26 protein-coding genes and 1 pseudogene are annotated in these 25,904 nt (G+C 69.3%); 13 read left to right on the top strand and 14 right to left on the bottom strand.

From position 1 onward, the window contains the following. From ACZ6O0_RS31030 to ACZ6O0_RS31020, 3 genes are read right to left on the bottom strand one after another with little or no spacing between them, the layout of a single operon-like run. Positions 1-828: a carbohydrate ABC transporter permease gene (locus tag ACZ6O0_RS31030; RefSeq protein WP_465768557.1), complete on the bottom strand. Its 828-nt coding sequence runs from the start codon at positions 826-828 to the stop codon at positions 1-3. Further along, complete coding sequence (locus ACZ6O0_RS31025; RefSeq protein WP_465768556.1) at positions 825-1,757, bottom strand: carbohydrate ABC transporter permease; 933 nt, start codon at positions 1,755-1,757, stop codon at positions 825-827. Before ACZ6O0_RS31025 ends, ACZ6O0_RS31030 begins: the two co-directional genes overlap by 4 nt. Next, a complete protein-coding gene (locus tag ACZ6O0_RS31020) occupies positions 1,754-3,037 on the bottom strand; it encodes an ABC transporter substrate-binding protein (protein ID WP_465768555.1) in 1,284 nt (427 codons plus the stop codon). The genes ACZ6O0_RS31025 and ACZ6O0_RS31020 overlap by 4 nt, the downstream gene beginning before the upstream one ends. A gap of 301 nt (positions 3,038-3,338) precedes the next feature. Here ACZ6O0_RS31020 and ACZ6O0_RS31015 point away from each other — a divergent pair, with 301 nt between their 5' ends. Then, positions 3,339-4,037 carry a hypothetical protein gene (locus ACZ6O0_RS31015; RefSeq protein ID WP_465768554.1) on the top strand — a complete coding sequence of 233 codons (699 nt, stop codon included), beginning with the start codon at positions 3,339-3,341 and terminating at the stop codon, positions 4,035-4,037. Positions 4,038-4,130: 93 nt separating this feature from the next. Continuing rightward, on the top strand, positions 4,131-4,847 hold the full coding sequence (locus tag ACZ6O0_RS31010; RefSeq protein ID WP_465768553.1) for a hypothetical protein: 717 nt from the start codon (positions 4,131-4,133) through the stop codon (positions 4,845-4,847). On the opposite strand, the gene ACZ6O0_RS31005 is transcribed toward ACZ6O0_RS31010, so the two are convergent. Further along, positions 4,844-5,581, bottom strand: coding sequence for an ArsR/SmtB family transcription factor (locus ACZ6O0_RS31005; RefSeq protein ID WP_465768552.1), 738 nt, complete (start codon positions 5,579-5,581; stop codon positions 4,844-4,846). The genes ACZ6O0_RS31010 and ACZ6O0_RS31005 overlap by 4 nt on opposite strands. Positions 5,582-5,646: 65 nt before the next feature. Here ACZ6O0_RS31005 and ACZ6O0_RS31000 point away from each other — a divergent pair, with 65 nt between their 5' ends. Next, a complete protein-coding gene (locus tag ACZ6O0_RS31000; RefSeq protein WP_465768811.1) occupies positions 5,647-6,774 on the top strand; it encodes an MFS transporter in 1,128 nt (375 codons plus the stop codon). Between the two features lie 152 nt (positions 6,775-6,926). Here the strand turns inward: ACZ6O0_RS31000 and ACZ6O0_RS30995 are convergent, their stop codons facing one another. Beyond that, positions 6,927-8,450, bottom strand: a complete 1,524-nt coding sequence (locus ACZ6O0_RS30995; RefSeq protein WP_465768551.1) for a serine/threonine-protein kinase — start codon at positions 8,448-8,450, stop codon at positions 6,927-6,929. Between the two features lie 131 nt (positions 8,451-8,581). On the opposite strand from ACZ6O0_RS30995, the gene ACZ6O0_RS30990 reads away from it, so the two are divergent. The 5 genes and pseudogenes from ACZ6O0_RS30990 (at position 8,582) to ACZ6O0_RS30970 (ending at position 13,308) form a co-directional block, all read left to right on the top strand. Continuing rightward, positions 8,582-9,142: an RNA polymerase sigma factor gene (locus ACZ6O0_RS30990; RefSeq protein ID WP_465768550.1), complete on the top strand. Its 561-nt coding sequence runs from the start codon at positions 8,582-8,584 to the stop codon at positions 9,140-9,142. A gap of 121 nt (positions 9,143-9,263) precedes the next feature. Continuing rightward, complete coding sequence (gene dhaK, locus ACZ6O0_RS30985; protein ID WP_465768549.1) at positions 9,264-10,268, top strand: dihydroxyacetone kinase subunit DhaK; 1,005 nt, start codon at positions 9,264-9,266, stop codon at positions 10,266-10,268. A gap of 2 nt (positions 10,269-10,270) precedes the next feature. Beyond that, complete coding sequence (gene dhaL, locus ACZ6O0_RS30980) at positions 10,271-10,891, top strand: dihydroxyacetone kinase subunit DhaL (protein WP_465768810.1); 621 nt, start codon at positions 10,271-10,273, stop codon at positions 10,889-10,891. Further along, positions 10,888-11,298, top strand: a pseudogene (gene dhaM / locus ACZ6O0_RS30975) (dihydroxyacetone kinase phosphoryl donor subunit DhaM); the annotation flags it as partial. The gene dhaL and the pseudogene dhaM, both read left to right, overlap by 4 nt. Before the next feature lie 18 nt (positions 11,299-11,316). After that, on the top strand, positions 11,317-13,308 hold the full coding sequence (locus ACZ6O0_RS30970; RefSeq protein ID WP_465768809.1) for an HPr family phosphocarrier protein: 1,992 nt from the start codon (positions 11,317-11,319) through the stop codon (positions 13,306-13,308). Here the strand turns inward: ACZ6O0_RS30970 and ACZ6O0_RS30965 are convergent. Genes ACZ6O0_RS30965 through ACZ6O0_RS30955 form a run of 3 tightly spaced genes read right to left on the bottom strand, consistent with a single transcriptional unit; the run spans position 13,287 to position 15,024 of the window. After that, positions 13,287-13,943, bottom strand: a complete 657-nt coding sequence (locus ACZ6O0_RS30965) for a cupin domain-containing protein (RefSeq protein WP_465768548.1) — start codon at positions 13,941-13,943, stop codon at positions 13,287-13,289. The two genes, ACZ6O0_RS30970 and ACZ6O0_RS30965, sit on opposite strands and share 22 nt — an antisense overlap. Then, on the bottom strand, positions 13,940-14,488 hold the full coding sequence (locus ACZ6O0_RS30960; protein WP_465768547.1) for a GNAT family N-acetyltransferase: 549 nt from the start codon (positions 14,486-14,488) through the stop codon (positions 13,940-13,942). The genes ACZ6O0_RS30965 and ACZ6O0_RS30960 overlap by 4 nt, the downstream gene beginning before the upstream one ends. 47 nt (positions 14,489-14,535) lie before the next feature. Further along, complete coding sequence (locus ACZ6O0_RS30955; protein WP_465768546.1) at positions 14,536-15,024, bottom strand: DUF1707 SHOCT-like domain-containing protein; 489 nt, start codon at positions 15,022-15,024, stop codon at positions 14,536-14,538. A 190-nt stretch (positions 15,025-15,214) separates the two neighbouring features. Between ACZ6O0_RS30955 and ACZ6O0_RS30950 the strand changes: the two genes are divergently transcribed. Continuing rightward, on the top strand, positions 15,215-15,841 hold the full coding sequence (locus ACZ6O0_RS30950) for a hypothetical protein (protein WP_465768545.1): 627 nt from the start codon (positions 15,215-15,217) through the stop codon (positions 15,839-15,841). Between the two features lie 46 nt (positions 15,842-15,887). On the opposite strand, the gene purL is transcribed toward ACZ6O0_RS30950, so the two are convergent. The 6 genes from purL to purS are packed head-to-tail and all read right to left on the bottom strand — an operon-like array spanning position 15,888 to position 22,597. Then, positions 15,888-18,191 (bottom strand): phosphoribosylformylglycinamidine synthase subunit PurL, encoded by a 2,304-nt coding sequence (gene purL / locus ACZ6O0_RS30945; RefSeq protein WP_465768544.1) that lies wholly within the window; start codon positions 18,189-18,191, stop codon positions 15,888-15,890. A 22-nt stretch (positions 18,192-18,213) separates the two neighbouring features. Beyond that, positions 18,214-19,293, bottom strand: coding sequence for a zeta toxin family protein (locus ACZ6O0_RS30940; RefSeq protein ID WP_465768543.1), 1,080 nt, complete (start codon positions 19,291-19,293; stop codon positions 18,214-18,216). Further along, complete coding sequence (locus tag ACZ6O0_RS30935; protein ID WP_465768542.1) at positions 19,290-19,619, bottom strand: hypothetical protein; 330 nt, start codon at positions 19,617-19,619, stop codon at positions 19,290-19,292. Before ACZ6O0_RS30935 ends, ACZ6O0_RS30940 begins: the two co-directional genes overlap by 4 nt. Further along, entirely contained in the window at positions 19,612-21,675 is a 2,064-nt protein-coding gene (locus ACZ6O0_RS30930; protein ID WP_465768541.1) for a hypothetical protein, read from the bottom strand. Before ACZ6O0_RS30930 ends, ACZ6O0_RS30935 begins: the two co-directional genes overlap by 8 nt. Beyond that, complete coding sequence (purQ, locus tag ACZ6O0_RS30925; protein WP_360366269.1) at positions 21,675-22,346, bottom strand: phosphoribosylformylglycinamidine synthase subunit PurQ; 672 nt, start codon at positions 22,344-22,346, stop codon at positions 21,675-21,677. The genes ACZ6O0_RS30930 and purQ overlap by 1 nt, the downstream gene beginning before the upstream one ends. After that, positions 22,343-22,597, bottom strand: coding sequence for a phosphoribosylformylglycinamidine synthase subunit PurS (gene purS / locus ACZ6O0_RS30920; protein WP_465768540.1), 255 nt, complete (start codon positions 22,595-22,597; stop codon positions 22,343-22,345). The genes purQ and purS overlap by 4 nt, the downstream gene beginning before the upstream one ends. A gap of 114 nt (positions 22,598-22,711) precedes the next feature. Here purS and ACZ6O0_RS30915 point away from each other — a divergent pair, with 114 nt between their 5' ends. The 4 genes from ACZ6O0_RS30915 to ACZ6O0_RS30900 are packed head-to-tail and all read left to right on the top strand — an operon-like array spanning position 22,712 to position 25,867. Next, entirely contained in the window at positions 22,712-23,233 is a 522-nt protein-coding gene (locus ACZ6O0_RS30915; protein ID WP_465768539.1) for a helix-turn-helix transcriptional regulator, read from the top strand. Further along, complete coding sequence (locus ACZ6O0_RS30910; protein ID WP_465768538.1) at positions 23,230-23,913, top strand: ABC transporter ATP-binding protein; 684 nt, start codon at positions 23,230-23,232, stop codon at positions 23,911-23,913. Before ACZ6O0_RS30915 ends, ACZ6O0_RS30910 begins: the two co-directional genes overlap by 4 nt. Then, positions 23,913-25,238 (top strand): hypothetical protein, encoded by a 1,326-nt coding sequence (locus ACZ6O0_RS30905; protein WP_465768537.1) that lies wholly within the window; start codon positions 23,913-23,915, stop codon positions 25,236-25,238. Before ACZ6O0_RS30910 ends, ACZ6O0_RS30905 begins: the two co-directional genes overlap by 1 nt. After that, a complete protein-coding gene (locus ACZ6O0_RS30900) occupies positions 25,238-25,867 on the top strand; it encodes a CDP-alcohol phosphatidyltransferase family protein (protein WP_465768536.1) in 630 nt (209 codons plus the stop codon). Before ACZ6O0_RS30905 ends, ACZ6O0_RS30900 begins: the two co-directional genes overlap by 1 nt. Positions 25,868-25,904: the final 37 nt, after the last annotated feature.

The following is a 25,904-nucleotide window of genomic DNA, read 5'->3' as shown; positions in this document are numbered from 1 at the left end:
TTATCCCTTCAGACCGCTGGAGAAGCCGCGGATGACGTAGCGCTGCAGGACCAGGAAGACCAGCAGGATCGGCAACGCCGCGAGCACCAGACCGGCGGCGACGAGTCCGTAGTCGGAGGTGTATTCGTTGACAAAGGCAAACACCCTGACCGGCACGGTCTCCCGGCCGGAACCGCCGAGATACAGCAGCGGGGTGAAGAAGTCGTTCCAGATGTGGACCGCATTGAGGATCAGCACGGTGCCGGTGATCGGCCGCAGCAGCGGGAAGATCACGTACCCGAACGCCTGCAGGTGCGAGGCGCCGTCGATCAACGCGGCGTTGGTGTAGTCGGCCGGCAGCGACCGGATGAATCCCGTGTAGAGGAACACGGTGAACGGCAGCTGGATGCCTGTGTAGAAGAGGATCATGCCCTGGTACGTCCCCAGCAGACCCAGGTCGTTGACCAGCTGGTACAGCGGGATCATGCCGAGCTGGAACGGCAGGATGATGCCGACCAGGAACAGGATGTAGAGGCTGTAGCTCAGCCGGGACGCGGTGCGGGCCAGGAAGTACGCCGCCAACGATCCGAGGACGATCAGGATGAGCACACTCGACACGGTGATCAGCGTGCTGTTGAGCAGCGCCGACCCGAGTGATGCCGACCGCCACGCCTCGGAGAAGCTCCCGACCGACGGCGGGTCGGGCAGCGACAGCGGCTTGTTCGCGATCTGTCCCGGATCCTTGAAGGCGAGCGTCACCAGGGCGTACACCGGGAACAGGAACGCGACGGCGGCCGCGATCATCACGATCTCGCGGACCAGCGTGCGGGGACGGTATCCGGTCCTCATGCCGTCGTCTCCCTCGAGCGCAGGTACCCGATCTGGATGAACGACACCGCCGCGACGAAGATCGCGAGTACCAGGGCGACCGCCGTGCTGTAGCCGAACTTCCCGTAAACAAAGGCCTGCTTGTACAACACGGTCGACAACGTGTCCGTCGCGTACCCGGGACCGCCGTTCGTCATCGCGATGATCTGCGTGAACAGCGTCAGCCCGCCGACCGTCGAGAGCATCACGTTGATCGTCACCGCGGGCGCGAGCAGCGGCCAGGTGATGTGCCGGAACCGCGCGACCGTGCCCGCACCGTCGACCATCGCGGACTCGTGCAACTCGGCCGGCACGCCCTCCAGGCCGGCCAGGAAGATCACCATCGAGTAGCCGGCGCACTGCCAGATCACCGTGAACGCGACCGACCAGATCGCCAGCGAGGGGTTCCCCAGCCAGTCCTGACGCAACGAGCCGAGACCGATCGCGTTCAGCGCCGCGTTGAGGCCGGCGTCCGGCGCCGGGTTGTAGACGTACTTCCACAGGAACGACACCATCACCGGACTGACTACGACCGGCGCGAAGAAGATCACCCGCAGCACCATCCGGCTCTTGATCCCGGTGTGTACGCCGAGGGCCAGCAGCAGCCCGATCCCGTTCTGGACCACGACGATCGCCAACGTCAGCAGCAACGTGTTCCGCAGCGCGCCCAGCGCCTGATCGTCGGAGAACAACTGCCGGAAGTTGTCGATCCCCACGAACGACCGCGCGTCACCGACGCCGGACCAGTCCGTGAACGCCGACCCCGCCCCGACGATGCTCGGGTAGAGCATCACCAGGGCGTAGACGAGCAGGGCAGGAGCGGCGAACAGCCAGGGCGGGGTGATGCCGCCCCGGCGACGCCGCGACGCCTTCACGGCGTCGCGGCGGACAATCTCTGCAGTGATCGTCATGCGCTCTTCCGGTAGGCCTCGTCCATCTTCTTCAGGGCGCCCTGGACGGTGGTCTTGCCGCCGAGGAGTTCCTGGACGACGGCGAAGTGGGTGGGCTGGACCTCGGCGTTCGGCCAGCGCTGGTCCATGAACGGGACGGCCTTGTCGTCCTTCAGGTAGGGCAGGAAGGAGGTCAGGACCGGGTCGACCTTCGCGTCGCCGTCGGAGTACAGCGGGACGCACGCGACCGCCTCGGCCCACGCGTTCACGACCTCCGGCTGCCCGCAGTACTCGATGAACTTCTTCGCCTGCTCGGCCTTCTTGCTCTTCGCGCTGACCGCGATGCCGACCACCACGCCGCCGGGGATCCAGTTGTCGGCAGCGACATCCGTGGCCGGGAACGGGAACATGCCGAGGTCGTCCGGCGACGGCGCCGCGGCCCGGAACGCCTGCAGCACGGCGGACACCTGGATCGCCATCGCGGCCTTGCCGGTGCCCACCATCGAGGTGGCCTGCTCGTACGTCGTCCCGTTCGGGTTGTCGTTGAAGAAGCCCTTCTTCTGCAGCTCCAGGTACTTGTCCATTGCGTCGGCCCACCCGGAGTCCGCGAAGGACGCGTTGCCGGCGATCATCTTGTCGTCGAAGTCGGGGGTCTTGGCGTAGACCGTGCCCGGGACCAGCGCGTAGTCGATCAGCTGGGTGACCCACGGCGTCTGCGCGCCGAGAGCGATCGGGACGATGCCCTTCTTCTTCAGCTTGTCGCAGACCGTCAGCAGCTCGGACCAGGTGGTCGGCGGCTCGACGCCGGCGGTGGCGAAGGCCTTCTTGTTGTAGATCGCGCCGAGCACGCTGGTACCCGGCGAGAAGATGAACGTCTTGCCGTCCTGCTGGAAGGCGCCCTTGAAGCCGGCCGGGATCTTCTGCGTCCAGGACTGGCTGCTGAGGTCGGCGAGCAGGTTGGCCTTGCTCAGCTGGACCATCGACATTGCGCTGCCGTTGCCCGGGTAGACCGCGTGCAGGTCGGGTGCGTTGCCGGCCGCGAGCTGCGCGCGGAGCGCGGTCTGCAGCTGGTCGGCGGGCGAGAACGAGAGGTTGAAGTCGAAGTCGGAATGCGCCTTCTTGTAGTCGTCGAGCGCCTTCCGCAGGCCGGCCTCCTGGCTGCCGGCGCCGATCACCTTCAGCGTGCCGCCGGACGACGACGAGCCGCCGCCCCCGCCGCAAGCCGCCAGCGTGCCGACCGCGGCGGCGCCGCCCATCAGCTGGAGGAGCCGCCTTCGGCTGACGGACTGATCGAGTGCCATGGTTCCTCCTGAGCGACCAGCGCTGAGATACCGCTGGAGAGTGTGAAGTAACCGCGAGATCGTGTTACTTTTGACACGCGGGACGCTACGGACGGCCCGGGAGGGTGTCAAGACCTCGTTGAAAGGATTCAGTCCCCGTCGGTGTGAAAAGCCGTTTCCCCCGGCTTTGGGCCACTGCCCGCCTGGCCTGAGAAGATGTCGACGTGCCCGCGACCACCTCCGCTTCCCCGGCCAGTACGCCGTACGCCGTACTGCCGACCGGGGGCCTTGTGGTGTCTCCGGACCCTGGATCGGTGCTCGGGTGAGACGACTTCTCCTGACCGGCCTGCTCCTGCTGGCCGTGGCCCTGGGCGTCACCGGTGGGTACTTCACCGGCGACCGCTTCGACACCCCTTCCGCCACCCCTTCGGGCAACGCGGCACCCCTCGGTGAGGTGTCACCCTCCGAGCCGGCGATGCCGGTCAAGACCCCGGTCCCGAGCAACCTCGCCGCCCTGGAGACCGGGCTGGACTACGAGCGCCACACCTTCACGGTCACACCGAAGGGCCAGCCCTCGGTGCAGCTGTCGATCCAGACCCCGGACGGCTGGCGCCTGACCAGGGATTCGCAGGCCCCGGGCGAGGTCAAGTTCCTGGACAAGTTGCGGGAGCGGGGCGTGCGGGTCGAGGCGGACGAACCCCCGTCCCGGACTCCGGCCGAGGCCAGCGCGAAGCTCGTCGTCGACCTGAAGCAGAGCCAGGCGCCGGAGAACGACGTCCGCATCATCAGCCAGACCGACGACCAGATCGAGGGCGACGACGGCACGACCCGGACGGTCTCGACGCTGATCTACACCTACATCCCGAACAAGACGCTCCGCTACGTGATCGTGCGCTGGATCGCGACCGGCGACGACGGGCTCACGTCGATCGAAATGAGCATCACCGGCGTCCCGCAGGACGCCCCGGCCCTCGACGAGGTCCTCCTCACCGCGACCCGCTCGGTCCACGAAACCGGTTGAACGGGTCCGGTTTCACGGAATCGTTACCTGGGGGATGCAACCTGGTAGGGGTCTTGCGGGTCTTTGGAATAGGGAACTGGGGAGGTGGCAGGCGTGGCTCGTCGGGGGACTGTGGGCGCACTGCTGGCGTCGGGGCTGGTGGCGATGGTCGCCATCGGCGGAGCCGGTGGGTACGGCGTCGGGCTGTTGACGACGGCCGAGCAGTCGGCCGCGGCAGCGGGTTCGCCGGCTCCGCTCGGGAGCGTCAGCCCGTCGACTCCGTCGCCTTCGGTGAGCCCGTCGCCGACTCTGCCGCCGAAGAAGATCGTGCCGGACGACACCGAGGCGCTGAACGCCGACGACCTCTACTACAAGACCCGCATGTTCACGGCCACCAGCGTGGTGCGTTCGAAGGTCAGCGTGCGGGTGCCGTCGAACTGGAGTTTCACGCAGCCGGATCCGCCGAAGATCGGCCGCTACACCGACCCGACCGGCAAACGCTGGCTGCGGATCGAGGCCGGCTTCACCATCAGCCGGGCGCCGTCCGCGTCGATGGCCGCACGGATCGTCCAGCTCCGCGCGGTCCCCGCCAACCAGATGCTCTCGATCAAGTCGCAGACCATCGATCCGGACAACGGCAACGCGACGCTCGTCTACACGTACGTGCCGGACAACTCGCTCCGCTCCGTGATCATCCGCTGGGTGGCCAACGGCGACGGCCAGTGCACCTTCGAGATCGCAGCCACCGGCCTCCCCCAGGACCAGGCCGCCCTGGAGGACGTCCTGGACCACGCCACCGACTCGGCCGTCCGCGACGACTCGAAGATCTAGGGCAGCTCGACGAGTTCCCCCAGCTCCCGCCGGCCGGCCGGAGTGAGCACGACGGCCCGGGCGTACGTACGACGCTCGAGCCAGCCGCGACGCAAGAAGCTCGTGGTCACCGCTGCACCCAAGCCTCCGGCCAGGTGGTGGCGTTGTTCGCTCCAGTCGACGCAGAACCTCAGGAGCTGGCGACGAGAACGCTGTGCCGAGAGGTCCACTCCTAGTTCGCCGAAGACCCTCAGGGCCGCGGGGCCCAGGACGTAAGGGCCGTCCGGTAGTTGCTGGGCCAGTGGGTCGTCCGCGCGTCGGTCTGCGCCTTCGCCGCCATCGGTGCGCTCCAGGGCGTCCCGTCGTACCAGGCCTTCGAGCAGGGCGACGCCGAGGCGGCCGGCCAGGTGGTCGTAGCAAGTGCGGGCCTCGCGGAGGGCGGCGGCGCGGGTGCTCTGGCGGAGTGACTTGATGGGTTGTGGCTGGGCTATCCGCGCCACGGCCTCCACAGCTGCCGCGACTTCGGGGCCGGAGAGTCTGTAGTACCTGTGGCGGCCGGAGCGCTCCACTGCGACCAGACCGCCGTCCAGCAGCTTGTGCAGGTGCCCACTGATCGTTTGAGCGGAGACACCGGCCTCCGTGGCGAGCAGCGAGGCGGGCAGCGCTCGCCCGTCGGCCAGGGCCATCAGGACCTTCGCGCGGGCCGGCTCGGCCAGTAGCGCCGCGGCGCGCGCGATGTCGGCATCTCCGTCCATGCCTCCATGCTCACACCGGCACGCTTCGACGCAGACCGAAGTATTTCGGTGGGAACTTGGAACTCATGCTCCTCGCCCTGCTCTGCGTCGGAATCTTCCTGGTCCAGCTGGACGTGACAGTGGTCAACGTGGCCCTGCCATCCATCCGGACCGGGCTCGAGACGGATCTGACCGGACAGCAGTGGGTCGTCGCCGCCTACATGATCACTCTGGCCGGACTCCTCCTGGTCTGCGGCACACTGGGCGACCGGATCGGCCACCGACGCGTGGTCCTCGCAGGGCTCACCGTCTTCGGTTTCGCCTCGCTGGGCTGCGGTCTGGCCCCGAACATCGAGCTCCTCGTGGCAGCCCGCGCAGTACAAGGCATCGGCGCCGCACTGCTCCTCCCCGGCACTCTCGCCGTGATCACCGACCTGTGCGCCGATCGCGCGGCAAGGGCACGTGCAGTCGGGATCTGGGCCGGTGCGGGTGCCCTCGCACTCCCCTCTGGCCCGTTGCTGGGTGGTGCGTTGGTCAGTGGGTTGGGTTGGCGTGCTGTGTTCCTCATCAACCTGCCGATCATCGCCATCGGTCTACCACTCGCCTGGCGACTCGTTCCGCGAGTCCGGGAGGCACATCAGCGAACCCGAACCCGGCTGCGGATCGGCGCGGACTTCGTCGGCGCCAACGTCGTCGCCGGGCTGATGAACTTCGTCGGCCTCGGCACAGTCCTCGTCCTGACGCTCTACCTGCAGGAACACCTTGCCCATAAGGCTTTCCGGGCCGGTCTGGAGCTGGTGCCGCTCTTTCTCCCCCTCGCAGTACTCGGACCGATCTCCGGCCGGATCACCGCCCGTTACGGTCCCCGCCTACCAATGACGATCGGACTGGCGCTCGGTGCCGCGGGATCGCTGTGTCTGCTCGGCGTCCGTGACAGCTACGCATCCGTCGTACCCGTCGAGCTGGGACTCGGCCTCGGCATGGGCTTCCTCACCGCGGCCGTGGTGCACGCGGCGATCGCCTCCCTGCCACCCGACCGCGCCGGCTTCGCCAGTGGCGTCAACAACACCTGCCGCCAGGCGGTGGGCGCCCTAGGCGTTGCCGTGTACGGCGCAGTCGTCGGCCCCGGCATGGTGAGCGGCCTTCACGCCCTGGGCTGGATCGGTGGCGCACTATGGCTCCTGGCCCTCGCCACCACCTGGCTGACCGTGTAGCTCAGTCGATCGGCCAGATGACCCGGAAGATGGTGGAGCGGAGGCGGTAGAAGCGCCGCCGGGCGGACTGGATCAGGGCCGGGGACGGGCGGAGCCGTTCCGTCGGGATACGCACCAGGGATACCTCAAACGTGCTCGGACTACAGGGCTGCTCATCCGCCGTTGTACTGGACCGTGGCGGCGATCTCGCGGGCGCGCTCGGGATCGTTCGTCGGCAGCAGGACCTGGATGAGCATCGAGCCGGTGGTCCCCGTGTCCACGACTCGCTGGAAGAGCATAGCGCCGGCGTCGCCGCAGCCGCTGGAAACCTGATCCGTCACGGTTCGGCCGTCGACGGTGGCCGGGGCCGGATCGCCCTGGGCGTTGCAGTTGAACTGAGGATCGGCGACCAGCGCAAGCTTGACGTCCCGCGCGTCGGTGACGCCGACGAAGACGCCCGGGGTCTCGGTCGACCAGTTGGCGGCCTGGCTGACCCGGAGCGCCGGATACAAGTTGGTGCTGCCCGGTGGCTGCCACGCGGAGTCGGCCACCGACTTCGTCCATTCGCGCGGGAGGGTCAGCGAGATCCCCCCGTACTCGACCGGGACCAGCTCACGTGCGGCCAGGTAGCGCTGGCCTTCGAAGCCGGCGCCGCCGCCCACGATCAGCGCGAGCACGGCGGCGATCACCCACCGCCCGCGCCGCCGCTTCCGCGGTGCCGTGGTCTGCACGTCCGCCGTCTCCGCCCGGGCCAGCGACTCCGCGGCACCGCCAACCGCCTCGGACAGAGCAGCGACGGCCGCGGTCTTCGCCTCGGCGCTGCCGGAAGCCTCGGGGCCGGCGGTCTTCACGATGGTCGGCTGATTCTCGTCGCTGAGGGCGGTCTTCTCGCCCTCGTCCGCCGACGCCGGGACCAGGATCGTCTCGCGGAGCGCGAGCGGGAAGTCGTGCGTGGTCTCGTCGATCGCGCCGACGAGCTCCCGGGTGAACGTCTGGACGTCCGGCCAGCGCTTCTCCCGGTCCGGGTCGAGCGCCCGGACGATGGCCGCGTCGACCAGGTCCGGCAGCTCGAACCCGAGTGAGCTCGGCGGTGGCGCCACCTTGACCCGGCTCGCCGCGCCCAGCCCGTCGACCTGATGCGGTGACCGCCCGGTCAGAGCGGCGTACGCGACCGCGCCCAGCGAGTACTGGTCGGCGCGCTGGTCCAGGCGCTCACCCAGCGCCTGCTCGGGCGCGACGTACGAGGGGGTACCGCCGGGCATTGTGATTCGCGACACTTCGTCGATGGCCTTGCCCAGGCCGAGGTCGGACAGCACCGCGCGCTCGCCCTCGTCCGTACTGCGGAACAGGACGTTCGCCGGTTTCACGTCCCGGTGCAGCAGGCCGCGCCGGTGGAGTGCCTGCAGGCCGCGGCCGACCTGGACGACCACGTCGACGGCCTCGGCGAGCGGGAGAGGCGCCTTCTTCAGGCGGTCGGCCAGCGTGCCGCGATCGGCGTACGTGAGCACGAGAAACGGGCGGCCGTCCTCGAGCTCGCCGACGTCGTGGACCTGGACGACGTGCTCGGACTCCACCCGGCGCAGGAACCGGCCCTCCTCGAGGAACCGGCCGCGGACCGCGTCGTCGTGCGCCCAGTTGTCCGCGAGCACCTTGATCGCCACCTCGGCGTCCAGTTGCTCATCGTAACCGAGCCACACCGTAGCGAAACCGCCTGAGCCCAGGCGTCGTCGCACGACGTACCGGCCCAGCCTGGTTGGGACCCCCATAGAAGGCATTATGGATTACTAAGAGTCCCATCCTTGGGGGCCGATCGACAGCAAAGGCGCAGATGAGCGAGAGCACCAGCCCGAACGACGACCTGGGAGCCCTGGCCGAGGCTGCCCAGGCGGGTGACAAGCACGCGATGGACGACCTGTTGCGGCTGGTCTATCCGCGGGTCCTGCGGATCTGCCGCAGCGTGCTGCCGTACTCCGCCGACGCCGAGGACGCGGCCCAGGAGGCCCTGCTGAACATCGCCACCAAGATCGGTACGTACTCCGGCCGGAGCAGCTTCTCCACCTGGGTCCACTCGGTCGCGGCGAACTCGGCCCGCTCGACGTACCGCAAGCTGAAGCGTACGGCGCAGGCCGCGCACAACCCGGAGACGATGGAGAAGCCGGACCCGCGCACCACCAGCGTCATCGCCGGCACCCGCCTGGACCTGCTCGAGGCCCTCGAGACCCTCGAGCGCGACCGGCCCCAGATGGTCACCCCGCTGGTCCTGCGCGACGTCTACGGCCTCTCCTACGAGGAGATCGCCGCCGTGGTCGGCGCCCCGCTCGGCACGGTCAAGTCCCGCATCCACGACGCCCGCGAGGTCGTCCGCCCCCTGCTGCGCCCCAAAGACTGACCCTCTTCTGCTCACTCTTGGATCCGTCGTGCTCACGGTGCGCCGATCGATCCGGGCGATCCCGCCGCTTTCGGCGCTGGAGCCCCTCCCCTAGGCGGCGGGCGTGTGCTCAGATGGGGACATGAAGAAGCTCATCAACGAACCTGGTGATGTTGTGAGTGAAGCGCTGCGGGGGATGGCGGCAGCGCATCCGGATCGGCTGCGGGTGGATCACGAGAACCGCATCGTGTACCGCAAGGACGCACCGAGATCCGGCAAGGTGGGACTGATCTCCGGCGGCGGGTCCGGGCACGAACCGATGCACGGCGGGTTCGTCGGACTCGGAATGCTGGACGCGGCCTGTGCGGGTGAGGTGTTCACCTCGCCGGTGCCGGACCAGATGATGGCGGCGACCAAGGAAGTCGACGCGGGTGCCGGTGTACTGCACATCGTCAAGAACTACACGGGCGACGTGATGAACTTCGAGATGGCCGCCGAGCTGGCCGCCGCCGACGCCGGCACCGAGGTGCTGTCGGTGGTGACCAACGACGACGTCGCCGTCCAGGACAGCCTCTACACGGCCGGCCGCCGCGGTGTCGGTGTCACCGTGCTGCTGGAGAAGATCGTCGGCGCGGCCGCCGAGGAGGGCCGCCCGCTGCAGGAGGTCGCGGACCTGGCGAAGAAGGTCAACGACAACGGCCGCAGCATGGGGATGGCGCTGACGTCGTGCACGGTCCCGGCGGCCGGCAAGCCGACGTTCGAGCTGGCCGAGAACGAGATGGAGGTCGGGATCGGCATCCACGGCGAGCCCGGCCGGCAACGGTTGCCACTGGCACCGGCGCGCGAGGTCGCCGCGATGCTGGTCGACCCGGTCGTCTCCGACCTTCCTTACCAGCAAGGCGATTCGGTGATTGCCTTCGTCAACGGCATGGGCGGTACGCCGCTGATCGAGCTGTACCTGATGTACAACGAGGTGGCCCAGCTGCTCGACCGGGCCGGCATCACCGTGGCCCGTTCACTGGTCGGCAACTACATCACCTCACTGGAGATGGCCGGCTGCTCGGTCACTCTGCTCAAGGTGGACGACGAACTGGTACGTCTCTGGGACGCACCGGTGAACACCCCCGGCCTACGCTGGGGCGCGTGAGCATGGGAGTGGACAACTTCGTCAACTGGCTGCGTGACGCCGCGGTGGTGCTGCACGACAACGCGGCGTACCTGACCGAGCTGGACTCGGCGATCGGCGACGCGGACCACGGCGCCAACATGGACCGTGGGTTCCAGGCGGTGGTCGCCGTGCTCGACGAGACCAGCTTCACGTCGGTCGACGAGCTGATGAAGAAGGCCGGGATGACGCTGGTCAGCAAGGTCGGCGGGGCGAGCGGGCCGCTGTACGGCACGTTCTTCCTCCGCTTCGGGACCGCGCTGGCCGGCGTCGAGCCGACCCCGGAGACGATCGGCGCGGCGTTCCGGGCCGGCGTCGGCGGGATCCTCCAGCGCGGCAAGGCCGAACTCGGCGACAAGACCATGTACGACGCCTGGGCGCCGGCCCTGGACGCGTACGACGCGGCCGTGGCGGGCGGATCGGATCTCGCCGGAGCGCTGACCGCTGCCGCCGAGGCGTCCGCCAAGGGCCGGGACGCGACCGTGCCGCTGGTGGCGCGGAAGGGCCGCGCCAGCTACCTCGGTGAACGCAGTGCGGGTCACCAGGATCCGGGCGCCACGAGCACCACCCTGCTGCTGGAGTCGGCTGCTCGCACGCTCGCATGATCGGGATCGTGGTGGTGTCCCACAGCCACGCGCTGGCGGTGGCGGCGGTGGGCCTCGCCTCGGAGATGGTTGCCGGGGACAAGCGACCGGTGATCGCGATCGCGGCCGGGCTGGACGAGACGACGTTCGGCACGGACGCGATGGCGGTCTCCGAGGCGATCACGACCGCGGACAGTCCGGACGGCGTACTGGTGCTGCTCGACCTCGGCAGCGCCGTACTGAGCGCGGAGCTGGCGCTGGAGTTCGTCGATCCCGAGGCGGCCGGGCGGGTGCGGTTGTCGAGCGCGCCATTGGTCGAGGGGTTGGTTGCCGCGGTGGTGACCGCGTCGACCGGCGCTTCGCTCGACGCTGTCGCGGTCGAGGCCGAGCGTGGGTTGGCGGGCAAGCAGGACCATCTCGGTGACGCTGGTGGTGCCGAGCCGGCCGTGGTGGCCGCGACCGATCAGACGGTCGAAGTTGTCGTCGGCAACGAGCACGGTCTGCACGCGCGTCCGGCGGCCCGGCTGGTCGGCCTGGTCAACTCCTTCGACGCCACGGTCACCCTCACCGACCTGGAGACCGGGAGAGGGCCGGTGGACGCGGGAAGCCTGAGCATGGTGGCGACGCTGAATGCCCAGCAGGGCCACCGGCTGCAGGTCGGCGCCTCCGGTCCGCAGGCCGCCGAGGTCCTGGCAGCCATCACGCAACTCGCAGCGGAGAACTTCGGCGACACCGCCGGACCGACGACGGGTGGAGCCGCTGGGACGGGGTTGGGTGGTGGCGCCGGAGCTGGAGCGGCGGCGGCTGGTGGCGCCGGGGCGGGAGCGGCGGCGGGCTCGGATGCGGGCGGCGCCGGGGGTGGTCCTGGTGGGTCCGGGCTGGACGTGGCGATCGGGCCGGCGGTGGTCGTCGGCGGCGAGGTCGAGCTGGCCGGCTACGTGCCCGGCGACGACGAGCTGGGGCGGCTCGACAGCGCCCTGGCCGAGGCCGGTGACGAGCTCCAGCAGCTCCGCGACGCCAACCCCGAGCACGGCGGCATCTTCGAGGCGCACCTAGCGATGGTGAACGATCGCGCGCCGCTCGCGGCGATCCGTGCGGCGATCACCGCGGGTGCGCCGGCGCCCATCGCGTGGAAGCAGACCTACGACGAGCTGGCGGCCACCTTCGAGGGTCTGGACGACGCCTATCAGCGGGAGCGGGCCCAAGACGTTCGAGCTGTTCGTGATCGAGTCCTTCGGGCTCTGACGGGCGGACGGTCCGAGGACGCACCCGCCCGCGGCATCCTCGTCGTACCTGAGCTTGATGCGGCGACCGCCGCGACGCTGGATGCATCGCGGATTGAGGGGATTGCCGTGCGAGCGGCGGGGACGACCGGGCACGGCGTGATCGTGGCGCGGTCGCGGGGGATCCCGCTGATCACGGGGATCGGGGACGTCGACGTGCCGGCGGGAGCGATGGTGGCATTCGACGCCCGGGTCGGCTCGTTCGAGGTCGCGCCGGATGAGGACGCCGTACGGGCGACGATCACCGAGCGCGCGGGTGAGCGGGAGCGGGCGGTCGCGGAAGCGGATCAGCCGGCGACGACGATCGACGGGCGGACGATCGACGTGCTCGTCAACGTCGGTGTCGTCCAGGACGCCGTGGATGCGCGCGGTGCGGACGGGTCCGGGCTGGTGCGGACCGAGGTGTTGTTCGGTGATCGGCGGACGGCGCCGACGGTCGACGAGCAGGTCGAGCAGTTCCGGGCGATCGCGCGGGCGCTGGACGGCAAGCCGATCACGATCCGGACCTGGGACATCGGCGGCGACAAGCCACTGCCGTTCCTGCCGCAGGCGCACGAAGCGAACCCCTTCCTGGGTGAGCGCGGGCTGCGGGTGTTCCGGCGACGGCCCGAGCTCCTGCGCGATCAGCTCGAGGCAGTACGGCGGGTGGCCGCCGAGACACCGGTGCACGTCATGTTCCCGATGGTGACGACGGCCGACGAGGTCGCGTGGGCCTTGGACGAGCTCGGTGACCGGGCCGGCCTGGAGGTCGGCATCATGGTCGAGGTGCCCGCGGCCGCGCTCCGGATCGGTACGCTCGCCGCCGACCTGGACTTCGTCAGTATCGGCACCAACGACCTCACCCAGTACACGACCGCCGCGGACCGCACGAACACCGCGGTCGCCCCACTCGCCGACGGTCTCGATCCCGCCGTACTGCAGCTGATCGACCACGTGGTCCGCAACGCAGGCGTCCGCGTCGCAGTCTGCGGCGATCTCGCCAGCGATCCGCAGGCCGCCGTACTGCTGGCCGCGCTCGGCGTGCACGAACTCAGCGCGGTCGGTCCGCAGGTCCCGCTCGTGAAGGCACGGCTACGGCACGCGGATCTGACTGCGGTCGACACAGCCGCGGTGCTGGCGGCGCGGGACCCCGCTCAGGTGCGCGGCTTGCTGTAGTAGCGCAGCTCGACCAGGTTGAAGCCGGAGGTCCGCTCTGGCTTGGCGGGGAGGGTGTAGCTCTCACCGGGCTCGAGGTAGGTGACGTCCGGGTGGTCCAGGTCCAGGTCGACGACGAGGGCCGGGTACGCACCGGTGTGCCAGGTGTAGGACTCGCCCGCGTCGGGGGTGACGTGCTGGACGCGCACGTCGTCCTCGTCGACGACCACCTTCGCCGGGACCTCGCCGACCTGCTCGAAGCCGGCCTCCGCGGGGACGCCCGCGACCGCGAAGTACGGGTCGCCGGAGGCCTCCTCACCCAGGTCGAGCACCTCGATCAGCCGGTTGAGGTACAGCGCGTCGCCGTCGTTCGTGAGCATGTGGACGGGCGACACCGGACGATAGACCGAGCCGCCCACGGTCTCGCTCAGGTGCCGGGCCGGGCTGCCGTCCAGCCAGTCCATGTGACACGGGGACGTGGACAGGCACAAGACGACGTACGGGTTGTGATGCAGGTGCCAGCCCTGCGCCTCGCCCGGCGGCAGTGACACCTCCCAGACGCGGACGCGGGAGTTCTTCAGCAGCACCCGGGTCCCGATCTCGCCGAGGACGACCTCGGTGCCGTCGGGAGCGGCGACGGTGGTGCCTGCGGTCATGCTTTGTCCTCCAGATCGATCGGGCGTTCCATGGCGACGCCGCCGAGGACGACGCCGTCGGGCATGGGTAGGTCGACGGACTCCACCTCGGTGAAGCCGAAAGCCTTGTACAGCGGTACGCCGGGGAGCGTAGCCATCAGTGCGAGCTGGGTGAAACCCTCGGCCCGGGCCGCGTCGACGCAGGCGGTCAGGATGGCCCGTCCGAGTCCGCGCCGGGTCCAGTCCGCACGGACGAACATCGCCCGGATCCGGGCCGGCTCGGTCGCCGGGTCCAGGAGCCGTCCGTCGGCTCCCGCCGTACTGGCGTTGAACAGCTTGTTCCGCCGGCTCCACCCACCGCAGGCGACGATCTCTCCACCTGCCTCGAGCACGTAGTAGGTCCCGTCGTCGATCAGCGCGGTGTCCAACGTGGTGATGTGCTCCGCGGCGCTGGCTGTCTGTACGTCGTCGTAGTACGCCGGGAACACCTCCCGCACCGAGGCCCGCGCCAACTCCGCGATCGCCGCGCCGTCCGCCCCCACCGCCAGCCGCAACCTAGCCTCCACGCCCCACAGGCTAGTTCAAGCCGAGGCCGCATCGCTCGGGTCGTGAATCAGGGTCGCCGGCGCTCCTCGCGGCCGGGGCGGGAGGCCCAGCGGTAGGTGAAGTACACCCAGGCCAGCGCGGGCAACCCGAAGATCGCGGCGGCGATCTCCCGCCCGAACACCAGCAACACCAGCCCGGTCAACGCGAACGGCAACGCCATCCACACGGCCCCGACGAACGCCGCCCACCGCCACCGACCGGCCTTCCGCGGCTCCGGCTTGTACAACGACGGCTCCGGCAACCCCGCGAAGATCGGCTCCAGATCGGCCCGCGTGACAGCGTCGTTCAGCCGATCCACCCGCCGATGCAGCTCGTCCTCGTCCAACCGCCCGACCGCAAACTGCTCAGCCAACTCATCGGTGCAAACCCGCCGCTCCTCATCAGTCAGCCGCAACTGGGCCATCCGCCGCCGAGCAGCCGCGGCCCGGGCCTCCTGCCCGGCCGCGGCAGCAAGCCCCATCAGCTCACCGGGCTTCACCGGCCGCCGCTCCGCCATCCCCTCACCTCACTCGTCCCTTCGAGTGTGCCAGACGTGCAGAAGAGCCTTGGACGCCGTGACGGGTGGGGTTGGTTGCCGGTTCGGCGGAGATGTTGCTCACAAGATCGGCGATCAACCTCGCTGTGACGCCGGGTCATCTCAGGTCGCGTAGGGCCGAACGGAGCCCCTTAGTCACGGAGGACGAACCATGAAGAAGATCTCGGCTCGTGTGCTGGCCGGTGCCGCCATCGTCGCTGCTGCTGGGCTGGTCCTGGGGGTCGCGCCGAGCGACGCGGCCACGCCGGCCCGGACCGCCGTCACGGCGCACGCGAAGCCCGCGCTGAACCCGGCGACCCTGAGCTACAAGTACAAGTGCTGGGGCCGCGGCGACCACTGCAACGTGTCGGTGTACGCGCCGACCGGCTGGAAGTTCACGCAGCTCAGCCGGACGCAGGCGAAGTTCACCGACAGCTCCAACACCTGGATGCTCCGGGTCGACGGCGGGCTCAGCGGCAAGCTCACGACGAACGCGGCCGCTCAGCAGCGGGTCAAGGCGCTGCACGGCGTGCGCGGCCTGAAGATCGTGTCTCGCGCGCACGGCACGGTGAAGTCGAAGGTGCCGTGGAGCTCGCCGGCCGTCGCCTACACGTCGATCACCTACACCTACACCGACGGCGCTCGCGGTCAGCGGTGGGTCTCGACGCGCTTCGTCGACACGTACGACAACGGCAAGCACGCGTACATCGAGCTCACCGTCGCCGGTCGCCCCCAGGACCAGGCCGGCCTGAACCGCGTCCTGGCCGAGGCGACCCAGCGAGTGGCCCTTGTCGGCTGACCCCGGGACCCGGGCACGCCGAGTGCCCGGGTCTTCGAGGGGTTGGTCAGTTGAGGGCGGCCGGGAGGGTCTGGGTCCAGGCGGTGCGGAGCTCGGTGAGCGGGACCTCGAACTGGTCCTGGACGTCCAGGGTGTCACCGGTGATCACGCCGATCTTGGCGTGCGGGAAGCGGCGGGCGGTGCACATGTCGGTGAACCGGACCTCTTCGGTCCGCGGTACGGCGACAACCGCCCGACCGGCCGACTCCGCGAACAGGAACAGGAACGGGTCGAGCCCGTCCGGCGCCCACACGCGCGCACCCACTCCACCACGGAGAGCCGACTCGACCAGCGTCTGCGCGACACCGCCGTCGCTGACATCGTGCGCCGCGTCGATCAGACCGTCGCGGGACGCGTTGATCAGGATGTCGGCCAGCTGCTGCTCCGCGGCCAGGTCGACCGCCGGCGGCCGTCCACCGAGGTGGCCGTGGACGACGTGCGCCCACTCCGACCCGGACAGCTCCTCCTCGGTCTCACCGAGCAGGTACAGCTGGTGGCCCTCCATCTCGGCGGTGAAACCGATCGGCGTACGCCGGGTGACGTCGTCGATCACCCCGAGGACACCGACCACCGGGGTCGGCAGGATCGGGGTCTCGCCGGTCTGGTTGTAGAACGACACGTTGCCACCGGTGACCGGGATCCCCAGCTCGATGCAGCCGTCGACCAGACCGCGGATCGCCTCCGCGAACTGCCACATCACCGCCGGGTCCTCGGGCGAGCCGAAGTTCAGGCAGTCGGTCACCGCGGCCGGCCGGGCGCCGGTCGTCGCGACGTTGCGGTACGACTCGGCCAGCGCGAGCTTCGCACCGGTGTACGGGTCGAGCTTGGCGAACCGTCCGTTGCAGTCGGTCGACACCGCGACCCCGAGTCCGCTGGTCTCGTCGACCCGGATCATCCCGCTGTCCTCGGGCTGCGCGAGGACCGAGTTGCCCAGCACGTACCGGTCGTACTGGTCCGTCACCCACGACTTGTCGCACAGGTTGGGCGAGGCGACCAGCCGGAGCAGGGTGTCCCGCAGCTCGGCGCCAGTGGTTGCCCGCGGCAACTTCTCGGCGCCGTCGGCCTGCAGCTCGTCCTGCCAGTCCGGCCGGGCGAAGGGCCGCTCGTACACCGGGCCCTCGTGCGCGACGGTCCGCGGCGGCACGTCGACCACCCGCTCACCGTGCCAGTCGATCTGCAGCCGGCCGGTATCGGTGACCTCACCGATCACGTCGGCCTGCACGTCCCACTTCGCACAGATCTTCAGGAACGCCTCGACGTTCGACGGCGTGACGACCGCCATCATGCGTTCCTGCGACTCGCTCATCAGGATCTCTTCCGGCGCGAGCGACGCGTCCCGCAGCGGCACCTTGTCGAGCGACACGTACATGCCGCCCTCGCCCGCGCTCGCCAGCTCGGACGTCGCACACGACAGCCCCGCACCACCGAGGTCCTGGATGCCCTCGACAACGTTCGCGGCGAACAGCTCGAGCGTGCACTCGATCAGCAGCTTCTCCATGAACGGGTCGCCGACCTGGACCGCCGGCCGCTTGGTCGGGCCGCCCTCGGCGAAGGTCTCCGACGCCAGCACCGAGACGCCGCCGATCCCGTCGCCACCGGTCTTGGCGCCGTACAGGATGATCTGGTTGCCGACGCCGGTCGCGTTGGCCAGGTGCAGGTCCTCGTGCCGCATCACACCGACGCAGAGCGCGTTCACCAGCGGGTTGCCGAGGTACGTCGGGTCGAAGACGACCTCACCTCCGACGTTGGGCAGGCCGAGGCTGTTGCCGTAGCCGCCGACGCCGGACACGATCCCGGGCAGCACGCGCTTGGTGTCCGGCGCATCCAGCGGGCCGAACCGCAGCGGGTCCATCACCGCGACCGGCCGGGCGCCCATCGCCAGGATGTCGCGGACGATGCCGCCGACCCCGGTGGCCGCGCCCTGGTACGGCTCGACGTACGACGGGTGGTTGTGCGACTCCACCTTGAAGGTGACGGCGTACCCCTCGCCGATGTCGATGACGCCGGCGTTCTCGCCGATGCCGGCCAGCATCTTCCCGGCCGGCGTCTCCTGCGGGATCTCACCGAACTTGCGCAGGTGCACCTTGGAGGACTTGTACGAGCAGTGCTCGCTCCACATCACCGAGTACATCGCCAGCTCGCAGCTGGTCGGCCGCCGGTCCAGGATGTCCCGGATCCGCTGGTACTCGTCCGGCTTCAGACCGAGCTCGGCCCACGGCTGCTCGACCTCGGGCGTCTCGGTGGCACGGCTGACGGTGTCAGCGGTGGTTTCGGGGCTCACTGCGGCTCCTGTACTGGGTTTCACCTGCATCGGTCCTGCGTGGTCCATTCTCTCAGCGGTCCAAACTCTGCTTCGGACCGCCCTGCTGACGCTGCCTGTGCTCGGGCCGCTGCCCTTGCCCCAGGCTTCCGGCCTGGGCGTTCCCCTGGCCCTTGTCACCCTGCTGCACGGCTGTTTGCTGAGTGGATGGCAGCGCCTCCAGCTGCCCGGCTGCCCGGGCCGACCTGTAGGTCTCCGCATCCAGCGGATGCATACCGCCTTGCCGCTGCGCGACCGAGGTGAGCTCCGGCGGCCGATTTGCTGCCGCCACGGTGTAGTGCCGCACCGACTGCACCGATGCCCGCTGCGCAGCCACCTGCTGAGCCGCCGCGGTCGCCTTGGAGACACCGGCCTCGTCGAAGTGGGTCTGCAGCGACTCGGCCGGCACAACTCGCCCGCCAAGAGCTTCCTGCCCTTGCACGCCACTCGCTGCCGCCTCGACCGCGTTCCGCCGGTACCGGTCCTGGGTCCGCGCGAGGCTGTCGTCGTGGGACACGTCGACCGTGGCCAGATGAACGTCGTACCCCTTCTTCTGCAGCGACTTCACCAGGTCGTCCAACCGCTTGGGATCGCTGTAGACCCCCTCGATGATCAGGTTGTCGCCCCGCGCGACCGCGTCCTTCTGAGCAGTGGCGGCCAGCTTCGCCGATTCGACGAAGAGCTGACTGCTCAGCTCGCGGGGAGTCGGCTGCAACTCCGCGGCCTCTGCGGGAACCACCTGGTCCAGCGTGCCGTCGGCCACCATCGCGGTGGCGAGCCGGTCGCGGAAATCGTCCGGATCGAGGTGGCGCCACTGCTCGAGTGTCGTCCCGGTGTCCTTCAAGATGTCGTCCCGCACGGTGGACTTGCCCGCACCCGGTGGCCCCGTGATGATCACGGCCTGCCGACCCTGTGGAACCTCTGGGGCCTCGGCCTCGAATTCCGCAATGAGCCGCTTGTGCAGCTGCTCCCGGGCTGTGGTTGCCCGACCGTCGGGGCCGTACCACTGCGGATTCGACACCGATGCCTGCGGACTGCGTGAATTCAGCGGACCGCCCGCGCCGGACAGCCCTTCGAGGCGGACGCGACGCGCGTCTGCCTCGTCCGGGGTCAACGCACCTCGCCAGGCGGCGGCCAGCTCTCCCGCTCCCGCACCGCGGCCAGAACGGCGTTGTAGATCTCCCCGTCGATCAGGTCATTGCGGAGAGCGCGCTCCATGTCGTCCCAGGAACCGTCGACGTAGATGGCAATGTCGACCGACATGTCGTCGGGGATGCGGTCCTGTGGCAGGTAGTCGTAGTCGATCAGCTCCTGGATGACCTCGTCACGCGTCAGCTCGCCGCGGCTGTACCGCTCCGCGATCGTGAACGGCGTGATCTCCCGGTCCTCCTCGAGGGCCCGCTCGACATCGGGGTCGATACTGCTCTTCTCGTCAGCCATCACGTACCTCCACAGACAAAATACCGGCGTCCGGTGTCGCCGACGCTCGGTTATCCACAAGGTGTGCCACCAGCAGCGGTACGGCGAAACCGGCCATGATCGCGGGCAATGCGACCCCGGCGTCGTTCAGCAGCATCCCGACCAGACCACAGGTCGACATCGCGAGCAGAGTCGGCCTGATCATCGGCAGACTGGTGTAGAAGTGGCGGTAGGACTCCGAGGGCACCTTCTCGGGCAGGACTGTGGCGAGCATGCAGAGCACCACGGCGACGAGCATCGCCCAGCCCGCCGGCCCGGTGAAGAACTGCACCGCCATCTGCAGCTTGCGGATCAGGACATCACTCACGTCACCGTCCAGCAGCCGGGCCACGAAGGTGCCGAAGTGGCTCCGCTCGTCCGGCGGCCGCAGATAGTCGAGGAAGGCGACAGCAGAAACGGCCAGTACGCCAGTCAGGCCCACGCCGATCAGCGCACGCAGTGTGATGCTGCCGCGCCAAGTCAGCCAGGCCATCAGCAGCACAGCCGGGGTCAACGCGATGATGCCGCCGAAGTCGGTCCCCCAACCCGGTCTGCCGTCCACCACGATCGCAGCGCCGCCGATCGCCAGTACAGCAAGGGCAGCCTGCACTCTGCTCTTGTCGATCAGCTTCTGCGCCGCCCACCCGGCGGTGACGAGTGCTGCGACCGCCAACGTCGCGAAAGTGGAGTTCCCGAAGCCATAGAACCGTCCACCGATCACCGGCCCGTCGGTGAACATGCTGCCGAACTGCAGCGGCGTCCCGAGTACGCCGTCCACCAGCAAGATCAGGTACGCCGTCAGTGTGATCCCCAGGAACGCATACCGCTTCAGCACGACCTGAGCCACGCCGGCGAGGACCGCGCTGATCCCGAGAACCACGCAGTACAAGGAGAAAGCGGGCGCCGGCCACCGCCACCAGACGGTCGCCGTGGACAGGAACACGGCGATGAAGAACCCACCCTGCGTCAGCAAAGTGAAGACGAACGTACGCCGGGACGCCGGACTGCGCTTGAACCAGAACCACGCGAGTGCGAGAAGCTCGGCGGCCAGGATCGTCATCGACACCGCGACCAGCATCGGCCGTGGCAGCTCGAACCGCTGGTTCGCGTCCAGCCGGTTCTCGATCACCGCTTCCGCGTCAGTGTGAATGGGGCCGGTGAAGTGGATCTCGTTGCCGTCCAGCGGTCCGGCCTTCTCCGCACCCGCCGGATCGACCTCGGCGGCCGTGCGTCCGCGCAGGATGGTGGCGGTGATGTCGGTCAGCTGGATCAGTCCGGGCCGGCGGGTGCTGTCGCTGGTCAGCCAGCGCGGACCGTTGTCCGGCGGGAGCTGCATGGCGACGAGCGGCTCCTGATGGGAGTTGGCCAGCTCCTGGCTCACTCCGACGAGCAGGACCCAGCCGCCGGCTGCCCGGGCCTGTGCGACGAGGTCGGCGACCCGCTTGCGTGCCTCCGCTCGTCCTTCCCGCAGTGGGAGCGCACCGGCGTCGACGATCGCGTCACGACAGTCGTTGCTCGCCAGCCGCGCCGCATCGAACTCCGGCTGCCAGTTGGTCACCGAACCGTCTGCACGAGCCAGTGCGATCGCCGCGCCCGGTCCGAAGCCGCACATCGGGTAGCCGGCCTGGCCGAGGCGGCCGATCGGCGCACCGGTGTGGTGCTCGGCCTGGCGGTCGACGTACGCCTGCCAGCCGGCGACCTTGCCGTCCGTGACAGCCGGCAGCTCACCGCAGGGCTCGTCGGCGACGCTTCCCCACGCGCGAGTGCCAGCGCTGATCGTGAGCCAGCCGTCGATCGGACAGGTGTGCGGTCCGGCCGTCTTCACGGTGATCGAGCCGACATGCGACTGGTTGACCAGCGCGGTCAGCTCCGGCGACGCCTTGACGTCACTCCAGGTCAGACCGGGTACGCCGATCACCACGACCTTGGCCATCAGGCTCGCGGGCTGTGCTGCCGCCGTACTCGCGGTGGCGAACAGAGCCGCCGCGGTGAGCAAGAGGATGCGGACCAGGAGGCGCCGCACCCCGATCGACCTCATCAGGAGGAGACGACGGCCTTCAGCACCGAGGTGAAGAAGCCCAGGCCGTCCGTACTCGGGCCGGTCAGCGTCTCGACGCAGTGCTCCGGGTGCGGCATCAGGCCGACCACGTTGCCCCGCTCGTTGGTGATCCCGGCGATGTCGCGGTACGAGCCGTTCGGGTTCTCGTCCAGGTAGCGGGCGACCACCCGGCCTTCACCCTCCAGCCGGTCCAGGGTCGCCTCGTCGGCGACGTACGAACCGTCCTGGTTCTTCAGCACGATGGTGATCTCGTGGTTGGCGTCGTAGTCGCTGGTCCAGGCGGTGCGGTTGTTCTCGATCCGCAGCGGCTGGTCCTTGCAGATGAACTTGCGGTGGTGGTTCTTGATCAGGGCGCCGGGCAGCAGGTGCGACTCGCACAGCACCTGGAAGCCGTTGCAGATCCCCAGCACCGGCAGGCCTTCGCCGGCCTTCTTGATGATGGTCTCCATCACCGGGGCGAACCGGGAGATGGCGCCGGCCCGGAGGTAGTCGCCGTACGAGAAGCCGCCCGGCAGGACGACCGCGTCCACACCGTGCAGGTCGGCGTCGCCGTGCCAGAGCGCGACCGCCTCGGCACCGGCCACCGCGGCCGCGCGACGGGCGTCGACGTCGTCCAGCGAGCCCGGGAAGGTGACGACCCCGATCTTCACTTGGCGTCGTCCTCGACGTGCAGGATGTAGTCCTCGATCACCGGGTTGGCCAGCAGCGTGTCCGCGGCCTTGCGGATCTCGGCGACCCGTTCCTCGGTCGCCTCACCGTCCAGGGTGATCTCGAACCGCTTGCCCTGGCGGACATCGGCCACGCCGTCGAAGCCGAGCCGGCCGAACGCGCCGTGCACCGCCTTGCCCTGCGGGTCGAGGATCTCGGGCTTGAGCATGACGTCGACGACAACGCGAGCCACTGACTTACTCCAGGTCTCGTTCCGGGGTGACGCCTGAATCCTACCGACCGCGTGCCAGAACGCCGCATCGCGGACTATTCACTCAGTACATACACGCAGTGTATAGTCGCTGCCATGGCAACCGCGGAGCTCGTCCTGGGGCTGCTTTCGGCCGGCCCGGCCCACGGGTACGACGTGAAGCGCGGCCACGACCTGTGGTTCCCCGACAGCCGGCCGCTGGCGTTCGGGCAGGTGTACACGACACTCGGGCGGCTGGAACGGGACGGACTCGTCGAGGTGGTCGACAAGACGTCCGGCGGCGGACCGGACCGCACGGTCTACGCACTGACGCCCAAGGGTCGCGACCACCTCAGCGATTGGCTGAGCGATCCCGTGCCGCCCGCCTGGGGCAGTGCGGACGAGGTGCTGCGCAAACTCGTCGCCGCGATCCGCACCGGCGGTGACGCGGCGGCGTTCCTGGCCCGGCAGCGCGCGAGCCACCTGCGCCGGATCCGCGAGCTGCGGGAGACCCCGGCCGAGGACGACCCGACCTCACCGCTGGTCCGCGAGTACATCGTGGCGCACCTCGATGCCGACCTGCGCTGGCTGGACAGTGCCCTGGAACACATCTCCGAGCAGAGAGAGGCTCACCCATGACCGCGTCCCAGGTTGCTCTTGAGCTCACCGGCATCAAGTACTCGTACCGGCGCAACACGGCGCTGCGTGGTGTCAGCCTTCAGATCAGGCCCGGCGAGGTGGTGGCGATCACCGGTGCCAGCGGGTGCGGCAAGTCGACTCTGCTGCACTGCGCCGCGGGCATCCTCAGCCCGCACTACGGCACGGTCCGGCTGGCCGGTCAGGACCTGGCTGGTCTTCCGGACAACGAGCGCGCGCGGCTCCGGCGTACGAAGATCGGGATCGTGCTGCAGTTCGGCCAGTTGGTGCCGGACCTGTCGCTGCTCGACAACGTCGCGCTACCGCTGCTGCTGGACGGCCACGAGCGCGCCGAGGCGCAGGAGACGGCACGCGGCTGGCTCGAGCAGGTGGGCATCGCCGACGAGGCTGAAGCGGTTCCGGCCGAGCTGTCCGGCGGACAGACCCAGCGGGCGGCCGTCGCCCGCGCTCTCGTCACCGGGCCGTCCGTCGTACTGGCTGACGAGCCCACCGGCAGTCTGGACAGCCGGGCCGGGCAGGAGTTGCTCGACGTGCTGCTGAAGTCCGCCCGGTACCGCGGCTCCGCACTGGTGATGGTGACCCACGACAACCTCGTAGCGGCGTCGGCGGACCGTGAGATCAGGCTGCGTGACGGCATGATCCAGCACGAGGTAGTGCTCTGATGACCCTCGAGACGCTGGTGAAACTGGCCCGGTCGCGCACTCCCGCCGACCGCAGCCGCATCCAGCTGGCCACTGCGGCCCTTGCGCTGGGCGGTGCGCTGCTGCTGGGTGCGCTGCGGATCGCACGGCTCGGTGAGAGCGAGCTGTCGAAGGCCATCTACAGCAACTACGTCGCCGAGAGCGGTCTCCGCGCCGGACTGATCGCGATCCTGGTGATCCTCGCTCTGCTCACCGCTGGCCTCGCCGTACAGGCTCTGCGGCTCGGTACGGCGGCGCGCGAACGGCGAATGACCGCACTGCGACTGGCCGGCGCCTCCAGCAAGCAAGTGCGGCAGCTGTCCGTGACTGACGCAGCCATGGCGGGGTTGGCCGGCGGACTGCTCGCCGGTCCGGTCTATCTGTTGCTCAGCCTGCTCCTGGGGCTGCTGCCGAGGATGGCTCAGATCCTCCCGGGAGCCGAGCTCGTCGACGTACTGATCTGGATCCCGGTGGTCGTGATCACGACGGGTGCGGGTGCACTGATCGGCAGTCTGCTGCACCGCGACGAGTTGCTGCCGCGCGAGGAGCACCCGGCCGAGCAGACACGCACCAGCGTCATCGTGGGTGCGGTGCTGATCGTCATCGGCCTCGTCACGGCCCGCTGGCTCGGGTACGTCGCCTCCACCGCTCTGGTGGTCGGACTGGGTCTGTGCTTCCTCGGTCTCACCCCGGTGTGGATCCGGATCATCGGTGCTCGGCTCAAGCAATCCAACGACCCGGCCAACCTGCTGACCGGCATCCGGCTGGTCACCGATGCGCGGCCGTCGGCCCGGATGGCGACGCTGCTCGGCTGCTGCGGATTCCTGGTCGGCACCCTGGTCAACGGACTGGTGTCCGTCCTGGTGTCGAGGGATGAGCTCTACGAGCCGGGCTTCTACGCCACCGGCTTCGGCATGAGTGTTCTCGGCCTGCTCCTGGTCGTACTGATCGCGATGGCCGCGCTGATCGTCGGTGTGGCCGACCAACTGGTGGATCAGCGCCGTCAGCTCGCCTGCCTGACCGCGCTGGGCGTCGACGCGCGCTTCCTGCGCCGCGTCATCCGCCGCCAGCTCACCGCGATCGCCGCACCGGCGCTCGCGACCGGACTCCTCCTGGGCGCGGTGCTCGGCCTTGCCCGACTGGTCGGCGCAGCGATCGATCCGTTCACGCCGACCTCGCTCATCACCGCCGCCGGACTGGCCGTCGCCGGTTGGCTGCTCGGCCTGCTCGGTGGCGCCGCCGCCGGCTTCCTGCTCCGCAACCAACTCCGGGACGCACTCGATCCCGAGAATCTGAGGGCCGCCTGATGATGATCTCGACCTCGGTCCAGCCGCTCGCCGTCCGGCCGCCGTTCCTGCTCGGCGTCCCCAACCGCATCACCCTGATCCGTACGGTCGTCGCGATGGTGATCGCCGCGATCGCCTTCCGCAGCGGGATGCTCAGCTGGCTGGTGATCGGGTATGCGGCGTACTGGCTGGGCGACATGGCCGACGGTGCGGTGGCGCGCTACCGGAACGAGGAGTCCGTCGCCGGTGCGGTGTTCGACATCGTCTGCGACCGGGCCTGCTCGTTCCTGCTGGCGGCGGCGTTCATGGCGACGTTCCCGGCGACCATCGGGCCACTGGCGATCTTCCTGGTGCAGTTCGGCGTACTGGACACCATGCTGTCGCTGGCGTTCCTGCTCTGGCCGGGGACACTCAGTCCGAACTACTTCTACAAGGTCGACCGGCCGATCTGGATCTGGAACTGGTCGAAGCCCGCCAAGGCGGTGAACACGGCGGCCGTGGTGATCTCGCTGATCATCGCGCACCACACCGGCGCGCAGTGGCTGCCGTACTCGATCGCGCTCGCGGCGTGCGTACTCAAGGTGGTCTCGTCGTACCGGCTGATCGCGATCCTCCGCGGGCGGCGGCCCGCCGTACCCGGTCAGCCCTGATCGTGGGTGTCAAGGGTGCGAGGGACCCGCTCGGGCG

It is taken from the genome of Kribbella sp. NPDC048837 (assembly GCF_055586945.1).
The sequence above is the reverse complement of the archived record's forward strand: the minus strand, read 5'-3'. Positions and strand labels throughout refer to the sequence as shown.